Origin of the sequence: Vibrio sp. Vb339 (assembly GCF_902751245.1) — a bacterium.
Lineage (GTDB): Bacteria > Pseudomonadota > Gammaproteobacteria > Enterobacterales > Vibrionaceae > Vibrio > Vibrio coralliirubri.
Genome location: NZ_CADDIS010000002.1, coordinates 495,863 through 513,369, shown reverse-complemented (window position 1 = coordinate 513,369; position 17,507 = coordinate 495,863). Strand labels below are relative to the sequence as shown.

The 17,507-nt window shown below is 43.5% G+C and carries 13 protein-coding genes and 1 riboswitch; of the genes, 4 read left to right on the top strand and 9 right to left on the bottom strand.

Translation table 11 applies throughout. The features are described 5' to 3' along the window. The first annotated feature begins 191 nt into the window (after window positions 1–191). Complete coding sequence (locus tag HRQ85_RS11070; protein WP_172379616.1) at window positions 192–1,469, top strand: carbohydrate porin; 1,278 nt, start codon at window positions 192–194, stop codon at window positions 1,467–1,469. 613 nt (window positions 1,470–2,082) lie between these two features. Here HRQ85_RS11070 and HRQ85_RS11065 read toward each other — a convergent pair. Beyond that, window positions 2,083–3,555, bottom strand: a complete 1,473-nt coding sequence (locus HRQ85_RS11065; protein WP_172379615.1) for a carboxypeptidase M32 — start codon at window positions 3,553–3,555, stop codon at window positions 2,083–2,085. Between the two features lie 298 nt (window positions 3,556–3,853). Here HRQ85_RS11065 and HRQ85_RS11060 point away from each other — a divergent pair, with 298 nt between their 5' ends. Beyond that, window positions 3,854–4,489 carry a LysE family translocator gene (locus HRQ85_RS11060; protein ID WP_017058961.1) on the top strand — a complete coding sequence of 212 codons (636 nt, stop codon included), beginning with the start codon at window positions 3,854–3,856 and terminating at the stop codon, window positions 4,487–4,489. Between the two features lie 106 nt (window positions 4,490–4,595). On the opposite strand, the gene HRQ85_RS11055 is transcribed toward HRQ85_RS11060, so the two are convergent. The 4 genes from HRQ85_RS11055 to HRQ85_RS11040 all read right to left on the bottom strand — a co-directional run bounded on the left by HRQ85_RS11055 (window position 4,596) and on the right by HRQ85_RS11040 (window position 9,656). Continuing rightward, the gene (locus HRQ85_RS11055) at window positions 4,596–6,071 is read right to left on the bottom strand and encodes an aerolysin family beta-barrel pore-forming toxin (protein WP_172379614.1); all 1,476 of its coding nucleotides are present in this window, start codon (window positions 6,069–6,071) and stop codon (window positions 4,596–4,598) included. A 560-nt stretch (window positions 6,072–6,631) separates the two neighbouring features. Next, window positions 6,632–7,093 (bottom strand): hypothetical protein, encoded by a 462-nt coding sequence (locus HRQ85_RS11050; RefSeq protein ID WP_172379613.1) that lies wholly within the window; start codon window positions 7,091–7,093, stop codon window positions 6,632–6,634. Continuing rightward, on the bottom strand, window positions 7,090–7,902 hold the full coding sequence (locus HRQ85_RS11045) for a winged helix-turn-helix domain-containing protein (RefSeq protein ID WP_172379612.1): 813 nt from the start codon (window positions 7,900–7,902) through the stop codon (window positions 7,090–7,092). The genes HRQ85_RS11050 and HRQ85_RS11045 overlap by 4 nt, the downstream gene beginning before the upstream one ends. A 383-nt stretch (window positions 7,903–8,285) precedes the next feature. Continuing rightward, entirely contained in the window at window positions 8,286–9,656 is a 1,371-nt protein-coding gene (locus HRQ85_RS11040; protein ID WP_172379611.1) for an alanine/glycine:cation symporter family protein, read from the bottom strand. A gap of 128 nt (window positions 9,657–9,784) precedes the next feature. Next, window positions 9,785–9,904: riboswitch (glycine riboswitch) on the bottom strand. 617 nt (window positions 9,905–10,521) lie between these two features. On the opposite strand from HRQ85_RS11040, the gene HRQ85_RS11035 reads away from it, so the two are divergent. Then, window positions 10,522–11,256, top strand: coding sequence for a chromosome partitioning protein ParA (locus tag HRQ85_RS11035; protein ID WP_048606944.1), 735 nt, complete (start codon window positions 10,522–10,524; stop codon window positions 11,254–11,256). A gap of 323 nt (window positions 11,257–11,579) precedes the next feature. Beyond that, complete coding sequence (locus HRQ85_RS11030) at window positions 11,580–11,753, top strand: hypothetical protein (RefSeq protein ID WP_164091120.1); 174 nt, start codon at window positions 11,580–11,582, stop codon at window positions 11,751–11,753. A gap of 187 nt (window positions 11,754–11,940) precedes the next feature. Here the strand turns inward: HRQ85_RS11030 and HRQ85_RS11025 are convergent, their stop codons facing one another. The 4 genes from HRQ85_RS11025 to HRQ85_RS11010 form a co-directional block, all read right to left on the bottom strand. Next, entirely contained in the window at window positions 11,941–13,482 is a 1,542-nt protein-coding gene (locus tag HRQ85_RS11025) for an alanine/glycine:cation symporter family protein (RefSeq protein ID WP_017059723.1), read from the bottom strand. Window positions 13,483–14,052: 570 nt separating this feature from the next. Beyond that, entirely contained in the window at window positions 14,053–15,225 is a 1,173-nt protein-coding gene (locus HRQ85_RS11020) for an ABC transporter permease (RefSeq protein ID WP_172379610.1), read from the bottom strand. Continuing rightward, window positions 15,222–16,523, bottom strand: coding sequence for an ABC transporter permease (locus HRQ85_RS11015; RefSeq protein WP_172379609.1), 1,302 nt, complete (start codon window positions 16,521–16,523; stop codon window positions 15,222–15,224). The genes HRQ85_RS11020 and HRQ85_RS11015 overlap by 4 nt, the downstream gene beginning before the upstream one ends. 7 nt (window positions 16,524–16,530) lie before the next feature. Further along, complete coding sequence (locus HRQ85_RS11010; RefSeq protein WP_172379608.1) at window positions 16,531–17,505, bottom strand: HlyD family secretion protein; 975 nt, start codon at window positions 17,503–17,505, stop codon at window positions 16,531–16,533. Between the last annotated feature and the right edge of the window lie 2 nt (window positions 17,506–17,507).

The window sequence follows — 17,507 nt, the reverse complement described above, 5'->3', positions numbered from 1 at the left end:
AGTTTTTTAAGCCATAGTATTGATATTGAAATATTTTTAACTACTCTTGCCTACGAACAATGAATCTTAAACTACATAAGGCTTACTTTTTCAACCTTATGTTTTTAAAGAACAAGCATAGTGCCAACAATGAACTAAGTTCCCCCGAACTAAGCTGGTTAAATAAACTAACTTCAAGTGGAAGTCCTAATATGAACCGTAAATACATAGCCCTCTCTGTTCTCGCTTTATTGATGTCGCCGTTCAATGTGCATGCAGAGAAAACGGAAGAGACTAACGAGCATAAGGCTGGCTATGACAAAAAGCCCGACTTTGGCGGTCCAGATAGTCCACAAGGGCAGTTAGAAGAAGATGACCGTATCAAATCCTCAGCATTTCGTTTCCCCGTATTTGATGAGATGTTCGCTGGTTGGAACCAATACAAAAAAGAGTTAGATCAGAGGATTGGACTAAGATTTGGTGGTCACTACTCCATGATGTATCAAAATAATGGTGACGATTCGGGGTTGGCAGGAAACTTAAGGTTAAATGCTCAATGGACACTTGTTGGACGAGGAACTGACACCCCAGGTTATATTTCATTTCTCGCAGACAATCGCCATAGCATTGGAAACGATGGAGCGCCAGGAACCTTCGGTAAATTTGGCCAGTATGGTATATCAGCGGTTCATTACGGTGATTTTGATGGCAACTTCAAAATACTGACAATGGCATGGAACCAAAAACTCACAGACAGTACTGGGTATATTATCGGCTCATATGATCCAAATGATTACATCAATGTTCAAGGTTATGTTAATCCGCAGACCACTTTTTCCAACATCAATATTCTTTTAGAAACCTCACAGGCATTGTCCGATACGTCTTGGGGCGTTGCAGGTGGGCATTGGTTCAATGATTCTTGGTATGTCCAAGGAGGAATCAATGATGCCAATGGCTATGGTGGCGACGGTAATGAATGGTTTGTCGATGGCTCTGAGTTTTTCAAGTGGGCTCACCTTGGTTGGAGCCCTTCAAAGGGTGAACGTTATTTCAAGAACGTTCATATTGCGGCTTGGCATACTGATGAAAGAACAAGCTATGGTCCAAACGGCCAAGAAGCCGTATGGGGAGCTTCAGCTGGATTAAATTGGACTTTTAATCAAGTGTTTATGCCTTTTGTTAAAGCAGGATTTTCGGAAGGTGATCATGACTTCTTTAATAATACTGTTGCTGTAGGTATGTTATACCAGTCAACACCAAACTCAGATCTGCTTGGTATTGCAGGTCATTGGGGCCGATTCTCTAATAATCACTCTAATGGTTTAGGTGGAGAATCCCAATTTACCTCAGAGGTATTTTATCGTTATCAACTTTCTCAAAACTTAGCTATTACACCGAGTCTGCAATTTATCGATAACCCATTACTCTCCGTCCCCTCTGAAAACACCGATTTGATCTTTGGTATAAGAGCTCGTGTCGCGTTTTAGATATCAGATTAAAATAGATATTAAGCTAGAGGCTTACACCAGCACCTAAGCTTTGAATTTAGTACCTAAGTGGACGTTGATAGTTACTAAAGGCTTTCACCAATAAGTTCAAGTCTGTCAAAAGATAATAAATGATGTACTTTTCCTTGGCAGATTACTTCGACTTACCATAGAACAGTTACAGACTGATTATCTACCTAAGTACTGTTCCTAGTGTTTGTTACGTTTCTAAATAAGTTAGAGGTGGTCAGCTAGTTTTGATATACAAAAAGTAATGCTTAGCAAAACGCAAGACGTTCGAACAGTACAGTAACGGGGATTTTCTATTGACAAAATAGCTATAGTAAATGGAGTCACAAATATAACTGTAGTGGATAAATGAATTTGGCCCAAAGGTTAGAGATTTTGCAATAACCCAGGTAATCCGTGAAAAGCTAATTTAGTAAAATCACTGACAAACTTTTGTCCAACTCCGTGCTAGCAGGTACCAGGATATTCCGTGATTGTTAAGTTCGATGAAGAGATAAAGCCTTCAAATCAACCTAAGTATGTTTTGAAATGTGATTAAAAAGGCTGAATCAATCAACTGATCAGCCTCTATCGATTTATTCCATTAAAGGTAGCGGCTTCTTAAATGATCTTTGAAGTATTGCGCATTCAAGGTTTCACCGGTTGCGCCTTTCACCAAGTCATCAGTGGTCAGCAGGCTGCCTTTGCTCCAAATGTTTGATTCTAACCAAGTGAAGATTGGCGATAGGTCACCGCTTTCAATCACAGAGTTCACATCGACCGTTTTCTTCATTGAAGCCATGAACTGAGCCGCGTACATCGCGCCTAGTGTGTAAGATGGGAAGTAACCGAATGCGCCGTCTGTCCAGTGAATATCCTGCATACAACCGTCAGTGAAATTGCCTTGAGTGCTTAAGCCAAGGTATGACTGCATCTTGGTATTCCATAACTCTGGAACGTCGGTGTGTTTAATCTTGCCGTTGATCAAGTCACGCTCAATCTCATAGCGCAGGATAACGTGTGCAGGGTAGGTGAGTTCATCAGCATCGACACGGATGAAGTCTTTCTTCACGCGCGTGTAGATCTTCTGGAAGTTCTCTTTCTCAAATTCTGAGCCTGAGAATTGCTGACCAGCCAAGTTCGCTAAGTGTCCAATGAACGGGTCGCTGCGGCCGACTTGCATCTCGAAGAATAAAGATTGAGATTCATGAATGCCCATAGAACGCGCTTCGCCCGCTGGTTGTCCTGCTAGGTGTTTTGGTAAGCCTTGTTCGTAACGTGCGTGGCCTGTTTCATGCACAATTCCCATTAAGCTTTGAACGAATTCTGCTTCGTCATAGCGCGTTGTGATACGTACGTCTGAAGGTACGCCGCCACAGAATGGGTGGACACTTTCATCCAATCGGCCGTGTTCGAAATCGAACTGAAGCAGCTTCATGACTTCTAAACCCAGTGCTTTCTGTTTCCCGGTCGAATAGACACCTGATGGTGCGTTAAATTGCTCGCTCGATTGTTTTTCGATCACTTCATCAATTAAACCTGGAAGCCAAGTTTTAACATCTGCAAATAGGGTATCAAGTGAAGCAGAGCTGGTGCCCGGTTCATAGATATCCAGCATCGCATCATAAGGCGTTAAATTAGCTGCGTCGGCGCGGATCTGTGCTTCTTCAAGAGATAGCTCAACCACTTCACGCCAGTTCTTTTCGAATCCAACCCAGTCGTTTTCTCCACGCTGGCTACGCCACGCATGTTCACATTTTGAACCCGCTAGAGATTTCGCTTCCACCAGTTTTTCTGGAAGTAGGTTAGCTTGTTGCCATTGGCGTTTAATTTCACGTAGAGACGATTGTTGATCGTTGCTCAGTGCTTCGTTTTCGGCGTCTGCAATCCAGTCACCAAGCTGTGGTTGCGTCATCAACCCGTGAATATGAACCGAAAGCTCGGCCATCGCTTCACTACGCGCTTGGTTACCACCGGCAGGCATCATTGAAGCTTGGTCCCAACCACAAATAGAGGCTAGGTGTTGAAAGCGTGAACATTTTTGAGAGTGTTCGACTAGTTTTTTGAATGCGCTCATTTGACTACTCTTAATTTGGTTTCTTTAAATGATCCTTAGCGCTGCGTCAGCGTTAAGGTTCATCTCTCGTGTACTTTGATTATGGCTCTGCTTTTTAAAGACGCTGACCTTCGTAGTTGAAGGTATAACGAGAAAAGCATGAGGCGGTACGATGCCTTGAATTTACTATTTCTTAACAAATTAAACTGTTCTATTGTGCACAAAATCAGTGAGTTGTATAGCTGGTAGCAATTGTTGCTTGCGAATTGTTCAGATACACGGTATTGATGATAGATCGCTGAACAAGAATGACAATGATATGGATATTTTGAACTTTGAGGCATTTCTAATTGCCATCACTATTTTAACGCTAACGCCGGGCTTAGATACGGCTTTGGTGATTCGTAATACCAGCCGCTCTGGCTTAGCTGACGGTTGTATGACGAGCTTTGGTATTTGTAGCGGCTTGTATGTACACGCGTTTTTCTCTGCTGTGGGTATTTCTGCAATCCTCGCCCAATCCGCTGAGCTCTTTCAAGCCGTTAAGATGGTAGGTGCGGTTTACCTCATCTGGCTTGGCTTAAGCAGTTTACGAGCTTTGATGAAAAACGGTGGCGGTTTGAAGGTAGGTGAACAAGCTCAGCAAGCATACAGCGCCAAGCGTTCTTTGCGTGAAGGCTTTCTGTCTAACGTTCTTAACCCAAAAACGGCAGTTTTCTATCTGGCGTTTCTACCCCAATTTGTAAACCCTGAAGGCTCGCCTTTATTGCAATCTATGTTGATGGCTTCGGTACACTTTATGATTGCGATGGTATGGCAATGTGGTTTGGCTGGCGCTCTTAACTCGGCTAAAAACTTGCTCAAAAACGCGAGTTTTATGAAGTGGATGGAAGGCGTGACGGGCATGGTGCTGGTTGGGCTGGGTGTTAAGCTTCTGATGGAAGAGCCTGTGTAGTTCACCGTTTCCAGTTGAACATGAATATATGAAAGCCCACGATGTGTCGTGGGCTTTGTGCTTTATTACTGGTAGATCTTTGTACCGATCTTATTCAACAGCGCAGTTATTCAACGACGCTAATGTTCATCTCAGCACCTTCGAAACCTAAGTCACTCAACTCATCAGCATTGAAGTTGGTGGTAACTTCGATATCGCCAATGCGCTCAGTAGATTCGTTGACGGAATCAGTACTTCTTTTGCTGCGTAGATTGTTAGTAATTGGTGTTGCTTGTCCAATTTCAATAGTACCTGCAAATTGAGATTCAGCGTAGAAATCACCAGACACGTAAGAGTGGAATGGGCGCAAGCTTCCGCCAGTCGCGTATTGCATGCTTGATAAGCCAGCTTCTTTAATCGCCCAGCCCCAATCCCACCATTTTGTTTCACCTGGGATGTAACGGTGATCCCATTGGTAGCGAATGTCGGCAGATTCACTGCTGCCACGACCCATGGTGAAGGTATGAGCCTTGTATGAGCGGTTATCTGGATGAGAGTGCCACGCGTTGCCACCCCAACGAAGGAAGCCGTTGAATTCAACATCGTAGCTAATATCGGCGTTGAATCGGTACGGGTAAGAAATGCTTGAACGATACAGCTCAACTCGAATCGGTAGCTCTGAGTTTGCTGGAACCATAGGTCGCGCTTGAAGTGTTACTTGTTCGCTAGTGGAGTTACCATTTGTTTCAGCGAAGCTTTGGTTAGCCTCGAACTTAACGGTGAGCTTAGTTTCGCCAACCAAAGGCCACTTGAAGGTATTTTCTGTTTGAACGCTCTGTGAGAATCCATAGCTGTTCGTTTTCGACCAGTTTGTTGATTCGTCTACTTTTAGGTCGACCACCACTTGTTGTGCGATGTTGCTGTTGTTTCTTGCCGTCGCGTAAACCGTCTTCACTAGTTCACGATCCGACTCGACAACGTCACCATGCCAAAAGTTGTCATCGTTAACGGTGTAGGCAAAATTGTCGACGGTGATTTTGGTTTTTTCATCACAGCGATAGCCACTACAAGAGCCATTGTTATTTCCCTGTATCACCCAGCTGTTGCCAGAGCGCTTTATCGTCATGTCTTCGCCAACGTACTGACTGTTATTACCGCCAACCCATGCGTAACCTAGGTTGTGGGCTAAATAGCTTAATGGGCGAACAAAGTCGTTTCGGTTGTTCACTAATTCATACTGAACATCGATTTCGCTACCTTCCTGAACCGATTTGGCGGAATAGTTAGGGATTTCAGATTGGTCGTTGTTTGGGTAACAGAACGTTGACCCACTGCTTGATTGTTTAATTTCGCCATGATAACCCGGCCCCATGATTACCCAGTTTCCTTTTAACCCGGTGATCTGCCAAGTGCCCATACGAGCGACCAAAGCACTCTTCTGCTCTTCGGCTTCATAACGGTCTATAGGGCGATAACCAGAGCGACATACATCTTCACCAAGTTGGTCAAACACTATTTGGTCTGGGTAAATCTTCGCATTTACACCGGTTGATAGAACAGACAACACTGCGGTTGCTAAGAGACTTCTGTTTACTGTGATCATTAACAATTCCCTCATTTGTAATTTTTCTATTTTGATAATGTTTTGTGTGCCGTGCAGTTAACAAGACAAGTTCACTTTTTCATGTTGATAAATAGATAGATACTGAAAAGGGTTGAATTAAATTACCCAGCTAATTCAATGGCTTGTATTGTCATTAGTGTTTTTACGGTGAAAGAGTATGCAACTGAACGTAAATTGTTTGATGGGGCTCAAACCGTTTTTAGAAAAATGAAGGCCCATTATTCGGGCTTAGACGTCAAAATTATTTGACGTTATTTTTGGCGCTTGTATGAATGGTTAATTAGAAGAACAGATATAACCATTCACAATGCTCGTAGTTTTAAGGTGGGCAAGTAGTGAGTGATAAGGAGTAAAAATCTAACTTGAATATTTTGATTTGCTATCGGTTTTAAAATGCAAACACTTAAAGTAAGGAAAACGGTAATAATTGTATTACTGATAAAATAATGAAAATAACCATCCGTTTTTTATGTGTAATATCGGAAAAGCTTGCTACTTGATAATAGGGCACTTGTTGCTAGTGGTTAAACTATCTCTAATTATCGTTTGGCCAGAAGTTGCGTTCGGCCTGTATTACACGTTTTAATGATGGCAAATAAATCACTCGAACTTAAGATATCAATCTTTACCGTTAATGGGTCATTGTTGATTAACAGGTAAGGCGACAATCGGCTGTCATTCATTGTTTTATTTATTTTTTGCACAGAGACTAAGTCGATGGTGCCAGAAATAGAAAAGAAAAGTGATTGAGAAGGGCGGGCTGTTCCCCTGAATCGCAGAACAAGTGGGTCGGGCATGTTGTCATCTTGAACGGACATCAGGTGCAGCACCTTGTTGTTACTTATTTTCGTTAATCCGTCGGTACGTAATACATTGTCATTCACTATTAGGTCCACCACGCTATGTTGGTAGCGATGCTCTTCTTTTGGTTGGGGCGAAGGGATACTCCATATGCCAACCAATAAAACGAATGCAGAAATGAGCGCAACGATTGGCATCATAATTGACCTCTTTCTAGGAATAACGCCAGTTCGGTACTGGCTTGATCTAGTTGGGTTGGCGTGTAAAAGATGTTGACGGACTGGCGTGTGGCTTTGTTGAGAATAGAGAGCTCTGAATATTCAGCTTCTTCGCTAATGTACGCCACACAATCACATTGATATTGATAGAGAATGCTTTCTAGATCTGGCGTCATCGCCATTTCAGGGGCTTGGAAAACTTGTATTTGACCTATCCATTGCTCACTGAGCCGGTTAACGGGATTGATATCGCTGAGGTTTCTCTCATTAACCTTAGCAAAAGCCAATAACGCTGATGCCAACAGTAAGCAACCAGTGGCGAAGTAGCACAACTTGTTTCGGTTTTCAGCAGTAGGAAAGTAAGCCGACGAACTTTGTTTAGGGTAAGGCTGAGGTTCGACTGCAACGGCTGCACCGATAGCAATACCGTTATTGCCGACGGGTATTAGGTTGCTCGCATCAGTAAGGGGAGTTGTGGCTGCATTATTGATGGGGGAGTCGATTACCACGCACTCATCGATAAGGCGATAGCCCACCTTAGGAACGGTGACGATTGGGGTTTCTTTGATGCCTAATCTAACGAACCCTTGGCGCAGTAAACTTATACTTTTCGCTAGTGACGTATCCCCTATGAACTCGTTTCCCCAAGCGAAGCTAATAATATCTTGTTTGTTAACAATATCGGGGGAGTTTTTATGTAATAACTCCAGAACTCGAGTTTCACGGTATCCTACTTTAATAGAACGTTCATCGTTATAAATACGGTTTTTAATCGGGTCGAATCTGATCATATAGCCAACGTTTTATTTTTATTATAATTCTCTCTACAATGTAGATGACTATAAACTGACTAATATATGAATTAAAGTCACATGTTTTATTCTTCTGGTTTTTGTGTTGTTGAAACAAAAAGAAATTTAATCTATTTGTGACAAAACGCCCGACACCAACGCACAATCTGTTAAATATAAGTAATATCTAATTAAGTGTTGGTTTTATTAGTGTCCTTTTTATTAGTCTTCTATTGGCTTTGTTAAATCGCATAGTAGTCGATTTAATATTCTTGTTATTTATAAGGGCATATGTGCTGCATAATAATTTAAGACGTTTCGCTATGTGATGAAAATAAAAAAGCCCGCAGTTGAGTGCGGGCTTGGTATTCAATCAATTCAGGTTACGCTTTAACTGCTTCACAATCTTTTGAAGAAGTTAACGGTTTGAAGAATAGCTTGGTTTCTTCGATAACAACGTGGCGCAGCAAGATAAGCCCGATTAAGTTCGGAATTGCCATTAGGCCGTTCACGATATCAGCTATTATCCAGATCATGTCGAGCTTCAAGAATGCACCAGAAGCCACCAAGGCGATGAAGATAATCTTGTAAGGCAAGACTGCTTTGGTGCCTAGCAAGAACACAACACAGCGCTCACCGTAGTAGTTCCAACCTAAAATTGTTGTAAACGCAAAGAAGATTAAACCAACAGAAACCAACATAGGGCCAAGGGTGTCTGCATTCAAACCAACAGCGAATGCGTGAGTGGTCATCGCAGCGCCTGAAAGATCAGTCTGCCAAGCACCCGTTAAGATAAGCGCCAAACCTGTCATCGTACAGATGATGATGGTGTCGAAGAAGGTACCTGTCATAGAGACAAGTCCTTGTTTCACACATGAGTCTGTTTTAGCCGCTGCTGCAGCCATTGGTGCGCTACCTAGGCCAGATTCGTTCGAGAACACACCACGAGCGATACCTGATTGGATAGCAAGCATGATGCTCGCGCCAAAGAAACCACCGGTTGCTGCTGTGTTGGTAAACGCAGAAGTAACAACAAGAGTAATGGCATTCAGTAGTTGGTCGGCATTTGAAATCAGAACGCTTAAACACGCGACGACGTACATAACCGCCATAGTAGGAACAACTTTCCCTGCCACTTTAGCGATAGATTGGATACCACCAAGGGTTACAACTGCCACCAATATCGTAAGAACGACAGCAGACATCTCACGAGAAGCGCCAAATGAGATTTGAGTTGCGTCTAAGATAGCGTTGACTTGTGAGAAGGTACCGATACCGAAGCAAGCAACGCCGAGCGCGAAGACAGCGAACATTACCGCTAAGATTCGTGAGCCGACACCGTATTGCAGGTAGTACATTGGGCCGCCAACCATTTCGCCATTACTATCGGTTCTGCGGTATTTAACGGCGAGTAGACATTCTGCGTATTTGGTCGCCATACCAAATACAGCGGCAAGCCACATCCAGAATAGGGCACCAGGGCCACCAATCTTGATTGCGGTCGCTACACCAACGATGTTACCTGTACCAATGGTTGCTGAAAGTGCAGTACACAAAGCCGCGAAACTCGATACGTCACCCGTACCAGATTTGTCTTTGCTGAATACCATTTTCAGTGCAGTTGGGAGGTGTCTAAACTGGAGTAAGCCTAAGCGAAAAGTAAAGTAGATACCTGTACCCACTAGCAGAATAAGCAGTGGTGGTCCCCAAACGAATTGGTTGATGGTTTGTAGTGTAGCTTGTAGGTGGTTCATAGATTCCCCTTAATAAATTAAAAATTTAAGGAGAAGAGGGAAGGCAGTGCAGATCACAGGGATCAAGAGCACTACTTAATACATACGGATTTCTAGATAGAATTCTTTTGTTAATTAAGGCTGTTGCTTTCCACTCCTCTGTCCTTTTGCCTGAGAGTTTCACTTAGCGAATCACTTATAGATAAGTAACGGGCACTAAGCTTGCTCCTTCGGCGACCGATCTAACGGTTCTCTCCAGAGGTTCCTCCAACGACAGTCCTCACTTTTCTGGATTTCTCCAGCATAAAGCACCTGAAAGATTTACTTCTTCGGCGGGTCAATCTAACTAAATGTTAATATTTAGTTAAAAACCACTCTCCTGCAGTCTTCATCGGAACAATTACCTAAATAATTAGGTAATCTGTAGGCGTATCCTAGATCATATAAAATGTGATGTCAGCTACAAAATATCTGTTTGCACAAATGTTGTTCAACTAAATGATCAAACAACGAGTCTCTGACGTAACTTGCTTATTTAAATGGTATAAAATAGAGAAACAAGGAGGAGTTATGACTCGACTAATAGCGATTGTTTTTTTATTGGCTTTGGCATTTGTACTATTTCGTTACCGGACAAACGAAAAACTGCAAAAATGGGTAGTGATAGTTATCGTTAGCAGCTTCCTTTTGTATACTGCCAGCTTGATGATTTCGGAGTTAACTCGTTAAGCCTGCCTGTAAACAGGTGGGATGAATGTGTTAGCAGAGCTTAAGTGCTTAAGTGCTTCTGGCTTGAGCGATAGGTTTAACTGAGCCTACACTATCAGTATTGGCATTCGTGTCAGTGACCGCGTAACGTTAAACAAATTTTTGGGAGTACCCGCTAGTGAACCAGCAATCTGGACAAAGCGAACAAGATGAAGTGGTTGTTATTGAAGAACGCGATAAGCGCAGTCAGCTTTATATCGGCATTGCTGCGGTTATAGGTTTAGCACTGGGTGGCTTAATTGGTTCTACAGTTACGGCTTCAAAGTGGGAGTCCACTTATCAGGTACTCGAAACTCGTTATCAAGAACTGCATGATAGCAGAGCACAGTTGATGACATCCGTTGAAACTAAAGTGGCAAAAGTTGATACCGAAATCGATGCGAAAGTAGAAGCCGCTCTAGTGAAACAAACGGAAGAGCATCAAAAAGAACTCCAAGAATTAGCAAAACAGTCTTCGGTTTTAGAGAAGGCTAACTACTCGTTAGAGCAACAGCTAAATGAACAGAAGCAAACGTTAGAGCAAACTCAGCAAGACAACCAGAAACTGAATCGTCAGGCTGACATGCAATCGACTTTGTTTGAGCGTTCGCGTGAAGTTTTCCGAAAAGAACTGCAGATTTCCCAAGAACTTGAAAAGCTTGAGAAAGAAAGAGATCAACTCGAGCAGAACCTTGGCTCTCTTAAGAAAGCGTGTGATGTTTACTTAGATGGCACATCATGGGACGCGAAATCTGACGCGTGTGAGAAGCAAGATAACGCTAACTCTCGACTGAGTGATATCAGACAAATGATTGAAGTCCACACCATGGATCTCAAGCAGATCAAAACGCTAACCGAAGAGATGGGTCTATAAGTCGAAGGCTTTACCAACCTAACGTTAGTTTTACAGTAAATATTGAAACGCCCACATCACACACGTGATGTGGGCGTTTTTCGTTTTCTTGGGAGCATAGATCCGGTTCTTTCTCATTATTGACTATTTGCGTGTTTTCATTATTTAATTAGATATTTGTGAATAGTTACGTATAACCATAATGATATGTCACTTGTTGTCTATTGAATGACTTTGCATACATATTTTCAGATCAGAGTCGCTGCATAATAGTATTGTTCAGGATGAACACGCAGTTGATTGCTCGCTCGCATTTGGCTGCTTTGACGACAAGGGATGGAGTGATGCCAGAGTATCTTTGTGAGAACTGCACCATAGCTTATTGTTTCGATGATTGTCGCTCGCCATTAGCGCAAAAAGAGATGATCGAAGTAGAAGAGTTGGTTCGTCGTGTCGATGTTGAACACGATAGTGAAAAGGGCGAAAAGAGTGAGCAGGGTATTGAAGATAACAATTAACCTAATCATTCAGATATAAAAAATCCCCACAAGCCAAGCTGGTAGGGATTTTGGATAAGTTGCAGTCCTGTTCTCGCTTTCTCAAGCAAAGGGTCTTACAAAAATTTTTAGAACAGTTTCGTTTATTCGAGCTGTATCGTTTCTTAAAATCCAGTTAGCTACTAGAGCAACCTCATTCCACTAAACGTTATTTCTCATACGTTTTGATTTCGCCTGATTTCACACGAGCAACAAACGATTGGAGTTCTTTCTTCACAACTGGCATCAAGAAGTACAGACCAAGAATGTTGAAGATAGACATCGCAAAGATAGCTGCATCAGAGAAGTCGATTACCGCACCAAATTGAATCGTGGCACCAATAACAACAAACACACAGAACATCACTTTGAAAATCAGCTCCGTTGTTTTGCCTTCACCAAATAGGTAAGTCCAAGCTTTAAGACCGTAGTACGACCAAGAGATCATGGTAGAAAACGCAAACATGATTACCGCGAGAGCGAGTGTGTATTTGAATACTTCTGCCGTTTCAGTAAACGATGCAGCAGTCAGCGTTACACCTGTTAAACCAGAACCATCGAATGGACCTACGTTTAAACCAGCGATAGTGATAACCAATGCGGTCATTGTACAAATGATTACCGTATCAACGAACGGTTCTAATAGTGATACTAGACCTTCGGTGATTGGTTCTTTTGTTTTAACCGCGGAGTGAGCGATAGCTGCTGAACCTACACCTGCTTCGTTCGAGAACGTTGCACGCTTCAAGCCTTGAATTAACGCACCAATAAATCCACCAACAACACCTTCACCAGTAAATGCACCTGTAAAGATTGCGCTGAACGCAGGGCCAACTTGATCAAGGTTAGAACCGATAACAATCAGAGCCATACCGATATACAGAGCAGCCATCCAAGGAACAACTTTTTCCGTTACCGATGCGATAGAAGGCATACCACCAACAATCACAGAGAAAACTAAAGAGGCAAGTACAAGGCCAGTGATCACACCGTATTCGCTTGGTACATCAAATGCGTAAGTTAACATGGCGTGTGCTTGGTTAGCTTGGAACATGTTACCGCCGCCCAATGCGCCTAAAATACACATTAATGCGAAACCAATAGCGAGCACTTTACCTAGTCCGCCTAAACCTCTTTCACCAAGACCTTGACTTAGGTAGTACATTGGACCACCCGAAACAACACCTGAAGGTAGGATAGTTCGGTATTTCACACCTAAAGTACACTCACAGAACTTAGAAGCCATACCCAGAAGGCCACACAAGATCATCCAGAATGTCGCGCCAGGACCACCAATCGCAAGTGCAGCACCCACACCGGCAATGTTACCAAGCCCGACAGTACCAGAAAGCGCCGTTGTTAACGCTTGAAAGTGAGAAACCTCGCCGTCCTCTTTAGAGTTAGGATCGGTATACTTACCTTTGATAATGTCTATCGCCATGCCGACACGTTTAAATTGAACAAAGCCAAAATAAACAGTAAAGATGATCGCAGCGAGCAACAGCCAGCCAACAATCACGGGGAAGTTAGCTTCACCAATCGGTACACTTTTAAATATCAGCCCAACGAACCAACCTGTGTATTCGTTGAAAAACCCATCAACACTTTGACTTAAGTTGCTGATAGCTTGGTTAAATGATCCTTCTTCTGCAAATGCACTGGAACTAAACAATAATATAAACCCAAAAAATAATTCACGTATGTTTTTCATGGTTTTCCCTGTCTTTTTAATAAATTATGTTTGTTGCTGTTGTGTTTGTTTTCTATTTGATTTGTATATCTCAGTGGTTTATCTACTTCATTCGACGGCAACATAAACGGCTGTAGCTAGGTCGAAAAACGAAATAAATATAAGTACTGATCTTGCTTTGTATGGATATCCTTTTGGTATGTGCACCAATAAGACTATGGTATTCGGGTTACCAAGCCCTACTGATAATCCTATACATAAAGATAATACCAACAAAGAAATTTTTACAATAAATTTACAATTGTTCGGGTTTTGTCATCATTTGGGAATAAGTCGATGCTTTTTTTGCTGAGAAAAGCATATGCAGTAGCTGTTATAGAGGCGAATGAAGGAGAATTCAGAGTGATGGGCTGTCGGGACATAGGGGGGACATAGAGGGAACGTAGGAGAATTCGAGTATTCGATATGTTTTGGCGGTGTTTAAACACTCGAAGGCTAAAGGTGTGTTCGGGTCTGAGGATATTAAAAAAGCTCTTTATCAGAGCTTTTTGATGAGCGGAAAGCATGAATACTTTGCGCTAGAACATAACACTAAACGGCTCGATGACTATTGCTATTGCCAACCGTGCCTTTGCTGGATTTGTGGTAGAGCTTAAGTGCCAATAACGAACCCCACAACAAAACCTGTCCCCATAGCAATGTCCATTGAGACGCCACCTCTTGCCAAGATGCGCCCATCTGATTAAGTGCTAAGAAACCTTGGATAGCCGGTGTGCTTGGGAACAGCTGTGATAACAGAACTAACCATTCTGGCATCATTTCAACTGGCCAGATAAACCCAGACGAGAAGATCAGTGGCATTGAACTGATTAATACCACAACCGTGACTAGCTCTCTTCGTGGTACTAACTCACCAATAAAAATCCCGATCAAACAGCTGGCCAGTAAGAAGGGCAGAAGTAAGGTTAAGATCTGTGTTGTTGAGGCGAGCTGGTTTATCCCATACATCGAAAAGCTAGCGCCGAAGTAGTACATCGACAGCAAGTAATAAATGCCGACTAAGGTACAACAGCGAGCAAGCATCAGTTTCGCTGGAGAGGTTTTACTCCAGTAGCCAAACGTTGATTGAGCATTTTGGGTTGCCCCCACTAAACCAGAAGCCATGGCTAAGGTTTGTTGCAGGATTAACACAAAGACGGCTGGAACTACGTAATCGATGTATCCCATGCGACTATTAAACGTTGGTTTCAGGTTCAAGCTGAATGCACTGTAGCCTTTCGCTGCCGATTCTAAAGGCACACCTTCGACTAACAAATGACTGACCTTAACTTGCGCAGCTAACGTACCTCCTGCTTTGGCAAGCCCTTCAACAATCGTTCCGTAGACCAAGAAGTAAGAAGCATCACCAGCGTAAGAAAGTGTCGGGCTCTTACCGAGCAGCAAGTCTTTATAGAAGTATTCTGGAATGACAAGGAACCCGCCAATCTCTTGATTAAGCACGGCTTGTTTTGCATCGGCGATGGTGGAGTCTCGACGGACCAATTCGATTTGAGAGGTGGCATCCACCATTCGCTCTAATTGGTAGCTGCTTTGACTCTTATCCAAGTTCACAACCGAAGCTTTCAGTTGTTGAGGAACTTGGTTCGCGTAAGGCAATGGATACAAGAATGAATAGAAGACCACACCACCAAATACTGTAAGAAGCACGACAGGGTTGCGCAATACCGCTAAGAGTTCTTGCTTGAGCAGTTGAGTAAAGCTCATCGTTTTACTCCTTGTTGTGCTGATGCTTCTGGCTGTGTTGATGGCGTTGTTTTTGCAGATATAGCTACTTTTGTAGATAGATCCGTTTGTGCAGTTAGAGTTGATTGCGCCAAGTGTTTCTTAATTAGCAACATTACCACCAAAGCAGGAACTGTGTACCACAACATAGAAGAGAGGCTGATCAGCGACTGTGCTGCGCTCACACCATAACTAGACTGCGCCGTTTGTACTTCGATGTAATGACTCACGGGCAATAAGCTTCTCCAAATTTGAGCAGCTGTGTTCATGTCTGTTACTGGAAAGGTAATACCCATGAACGCAAAACTTGGTGCCGTAAACGCGCCAGCGAAACTCATCGCCCTCGCTGGGTCAAGTGTTAAGAAGAAAAACAAACAACCCATGATGATGCAACTAATCACGGTAAGCAGTTGGGCAATGGTCAATGCCACAAAGCTGCCGTTAAATGGCCAGTCTAAGAGCACATAGAACCAAAAGCTAAACGCGATACCAAACATCAAAAACAAGACAAGGTAGGGCGCTAATGTTGATGCGAGTGACTTCATAGGGGCGTTGGATAACCAAGCGTGAAGCCCACGAGCTCTAACGTTCGCCGTCAAAACCAATATCGTGCCCACCACAATCATGATCTGCCACAGTGCAGGAATAACTGCAGACACCAAGAACTGAGCATAACTGGTGTTCTTGTTGAACAGCGGCGTGATTTGGCTTTGCACTGTTACTGCTTGGCCTAATGCGGATTGCACCGTGGTATCACCGTGTGACAGCTGTTTCACGACTTCAAGTTGCGCGTTAAAAGTCCCTTGAGCCTGCAGCAACGCAGAGTTCACCAGCTTACCGATTAAGATAAATTGGCTGTTATAGAATACAGACACTTGCGGATTCAAGCCGAGCAGAAGGTCTCGGTCGAAGTGCCTTGGTATCACAACATAACCATAGATATCACGTTCGATCATCGCTTTCGCCGCATCACTCGCAGAGCTGTATTTCTGAGTGACTTGCAGCGTTGGTGACGCATCAACAAGGCGTGTGAACTGTTGCGAGATTTGACTGTGTTCCAAGTCAACAACTGCAACCGGTAAGTCACGAGCGATCCCTTGTGAAAAAATCAGCCAGATACTGGCAGCAAGCAGCAAAGGGATCCAAGTTAGGCAAGACAACAACCATTTGTCTTTGCGGACAATCGCCCACTGCCTAAGCAAGGTATTCTTCGCTCTATGATGCTCAGTTGATTGCGAGCATCTAGATTGCGATCCAGTATATTGAGAGTTAGCAGACATAAGTCACCTAAAGCTCAACCACTAGGCTCATGCCCATACGCAGTGTTTCGCTCGAATCGACAGGGTGCGCTTCTACTTCAAAAGTACGTAAGTCGAAGCCTTGTGCTGCGTCTGTTGAGCGCCAAGTTGCGAAATCACCCATTACGGCGATGTGAGTCACTTGGAAAGTTAATGATTTATCCAGAGCCGGTAGGTAAGCCTCAAACTGGCTGCCTTTCTCGAAATGCTTAAGCATGTCTTCACGGACATTGAGCACAGCCCAAGCATCCTTGGTGTCGATAACAGTCACAACAGGGAAGCCTTGTGGTGCAAGCTCTCCACTGCTCAATAGAACCTGAGAGACTTCGCCATCAAACCAACTGTGGATCTGTGTGTCTTTTGCGTAAGCTTCAACTTCCGCTACCGCACCCGCTGCCATTAACGCTTTTTGAGCGGCGGCCACTTTGGTTTCGTCACGAGCACCTTCTTGCGCCAATTGATACATTTGGAACGCAGCGCTTTCGGTGTACTTCGCCGCTTGCCACTGTGTTTTGGCTTCATCACGCTTCTGTTCGGCAACCACACCATCGTTGTAAAGGTTGTTTACTCGTTGGTAGGTTTTGTCCATCAGATCGGCAGCTGCTTTGGCTTTTAACCACTGGTCTTTAGCGGCTTGGATCTGTTGAGTACGCGCGCCATTCTCTGCTTCTTGTGCTAATGCACCAGCGGCTTTCTGACCAGCTTTTGCTTGCTCTAGCTTCGCATCAATCTCAGGGCTTAGTAGAGAGTAGATCAATTCGCCTTTTTCAACCGAATCGCCTTTGCGCACGAATATTTCATCAATTCTGCCAGGTACTTTCGATGAGATGCTGTATTGCTGCGCATCGATTTGACCTTGAAGCTTAACCGGCTGAGGTTGATAAGCTTGGTAGAAACTGTATCCGACCCAGCCAATAACGCCGATACCAACTAAAGATAGAAGAAGGGGCTTAATAGGTTTCATGA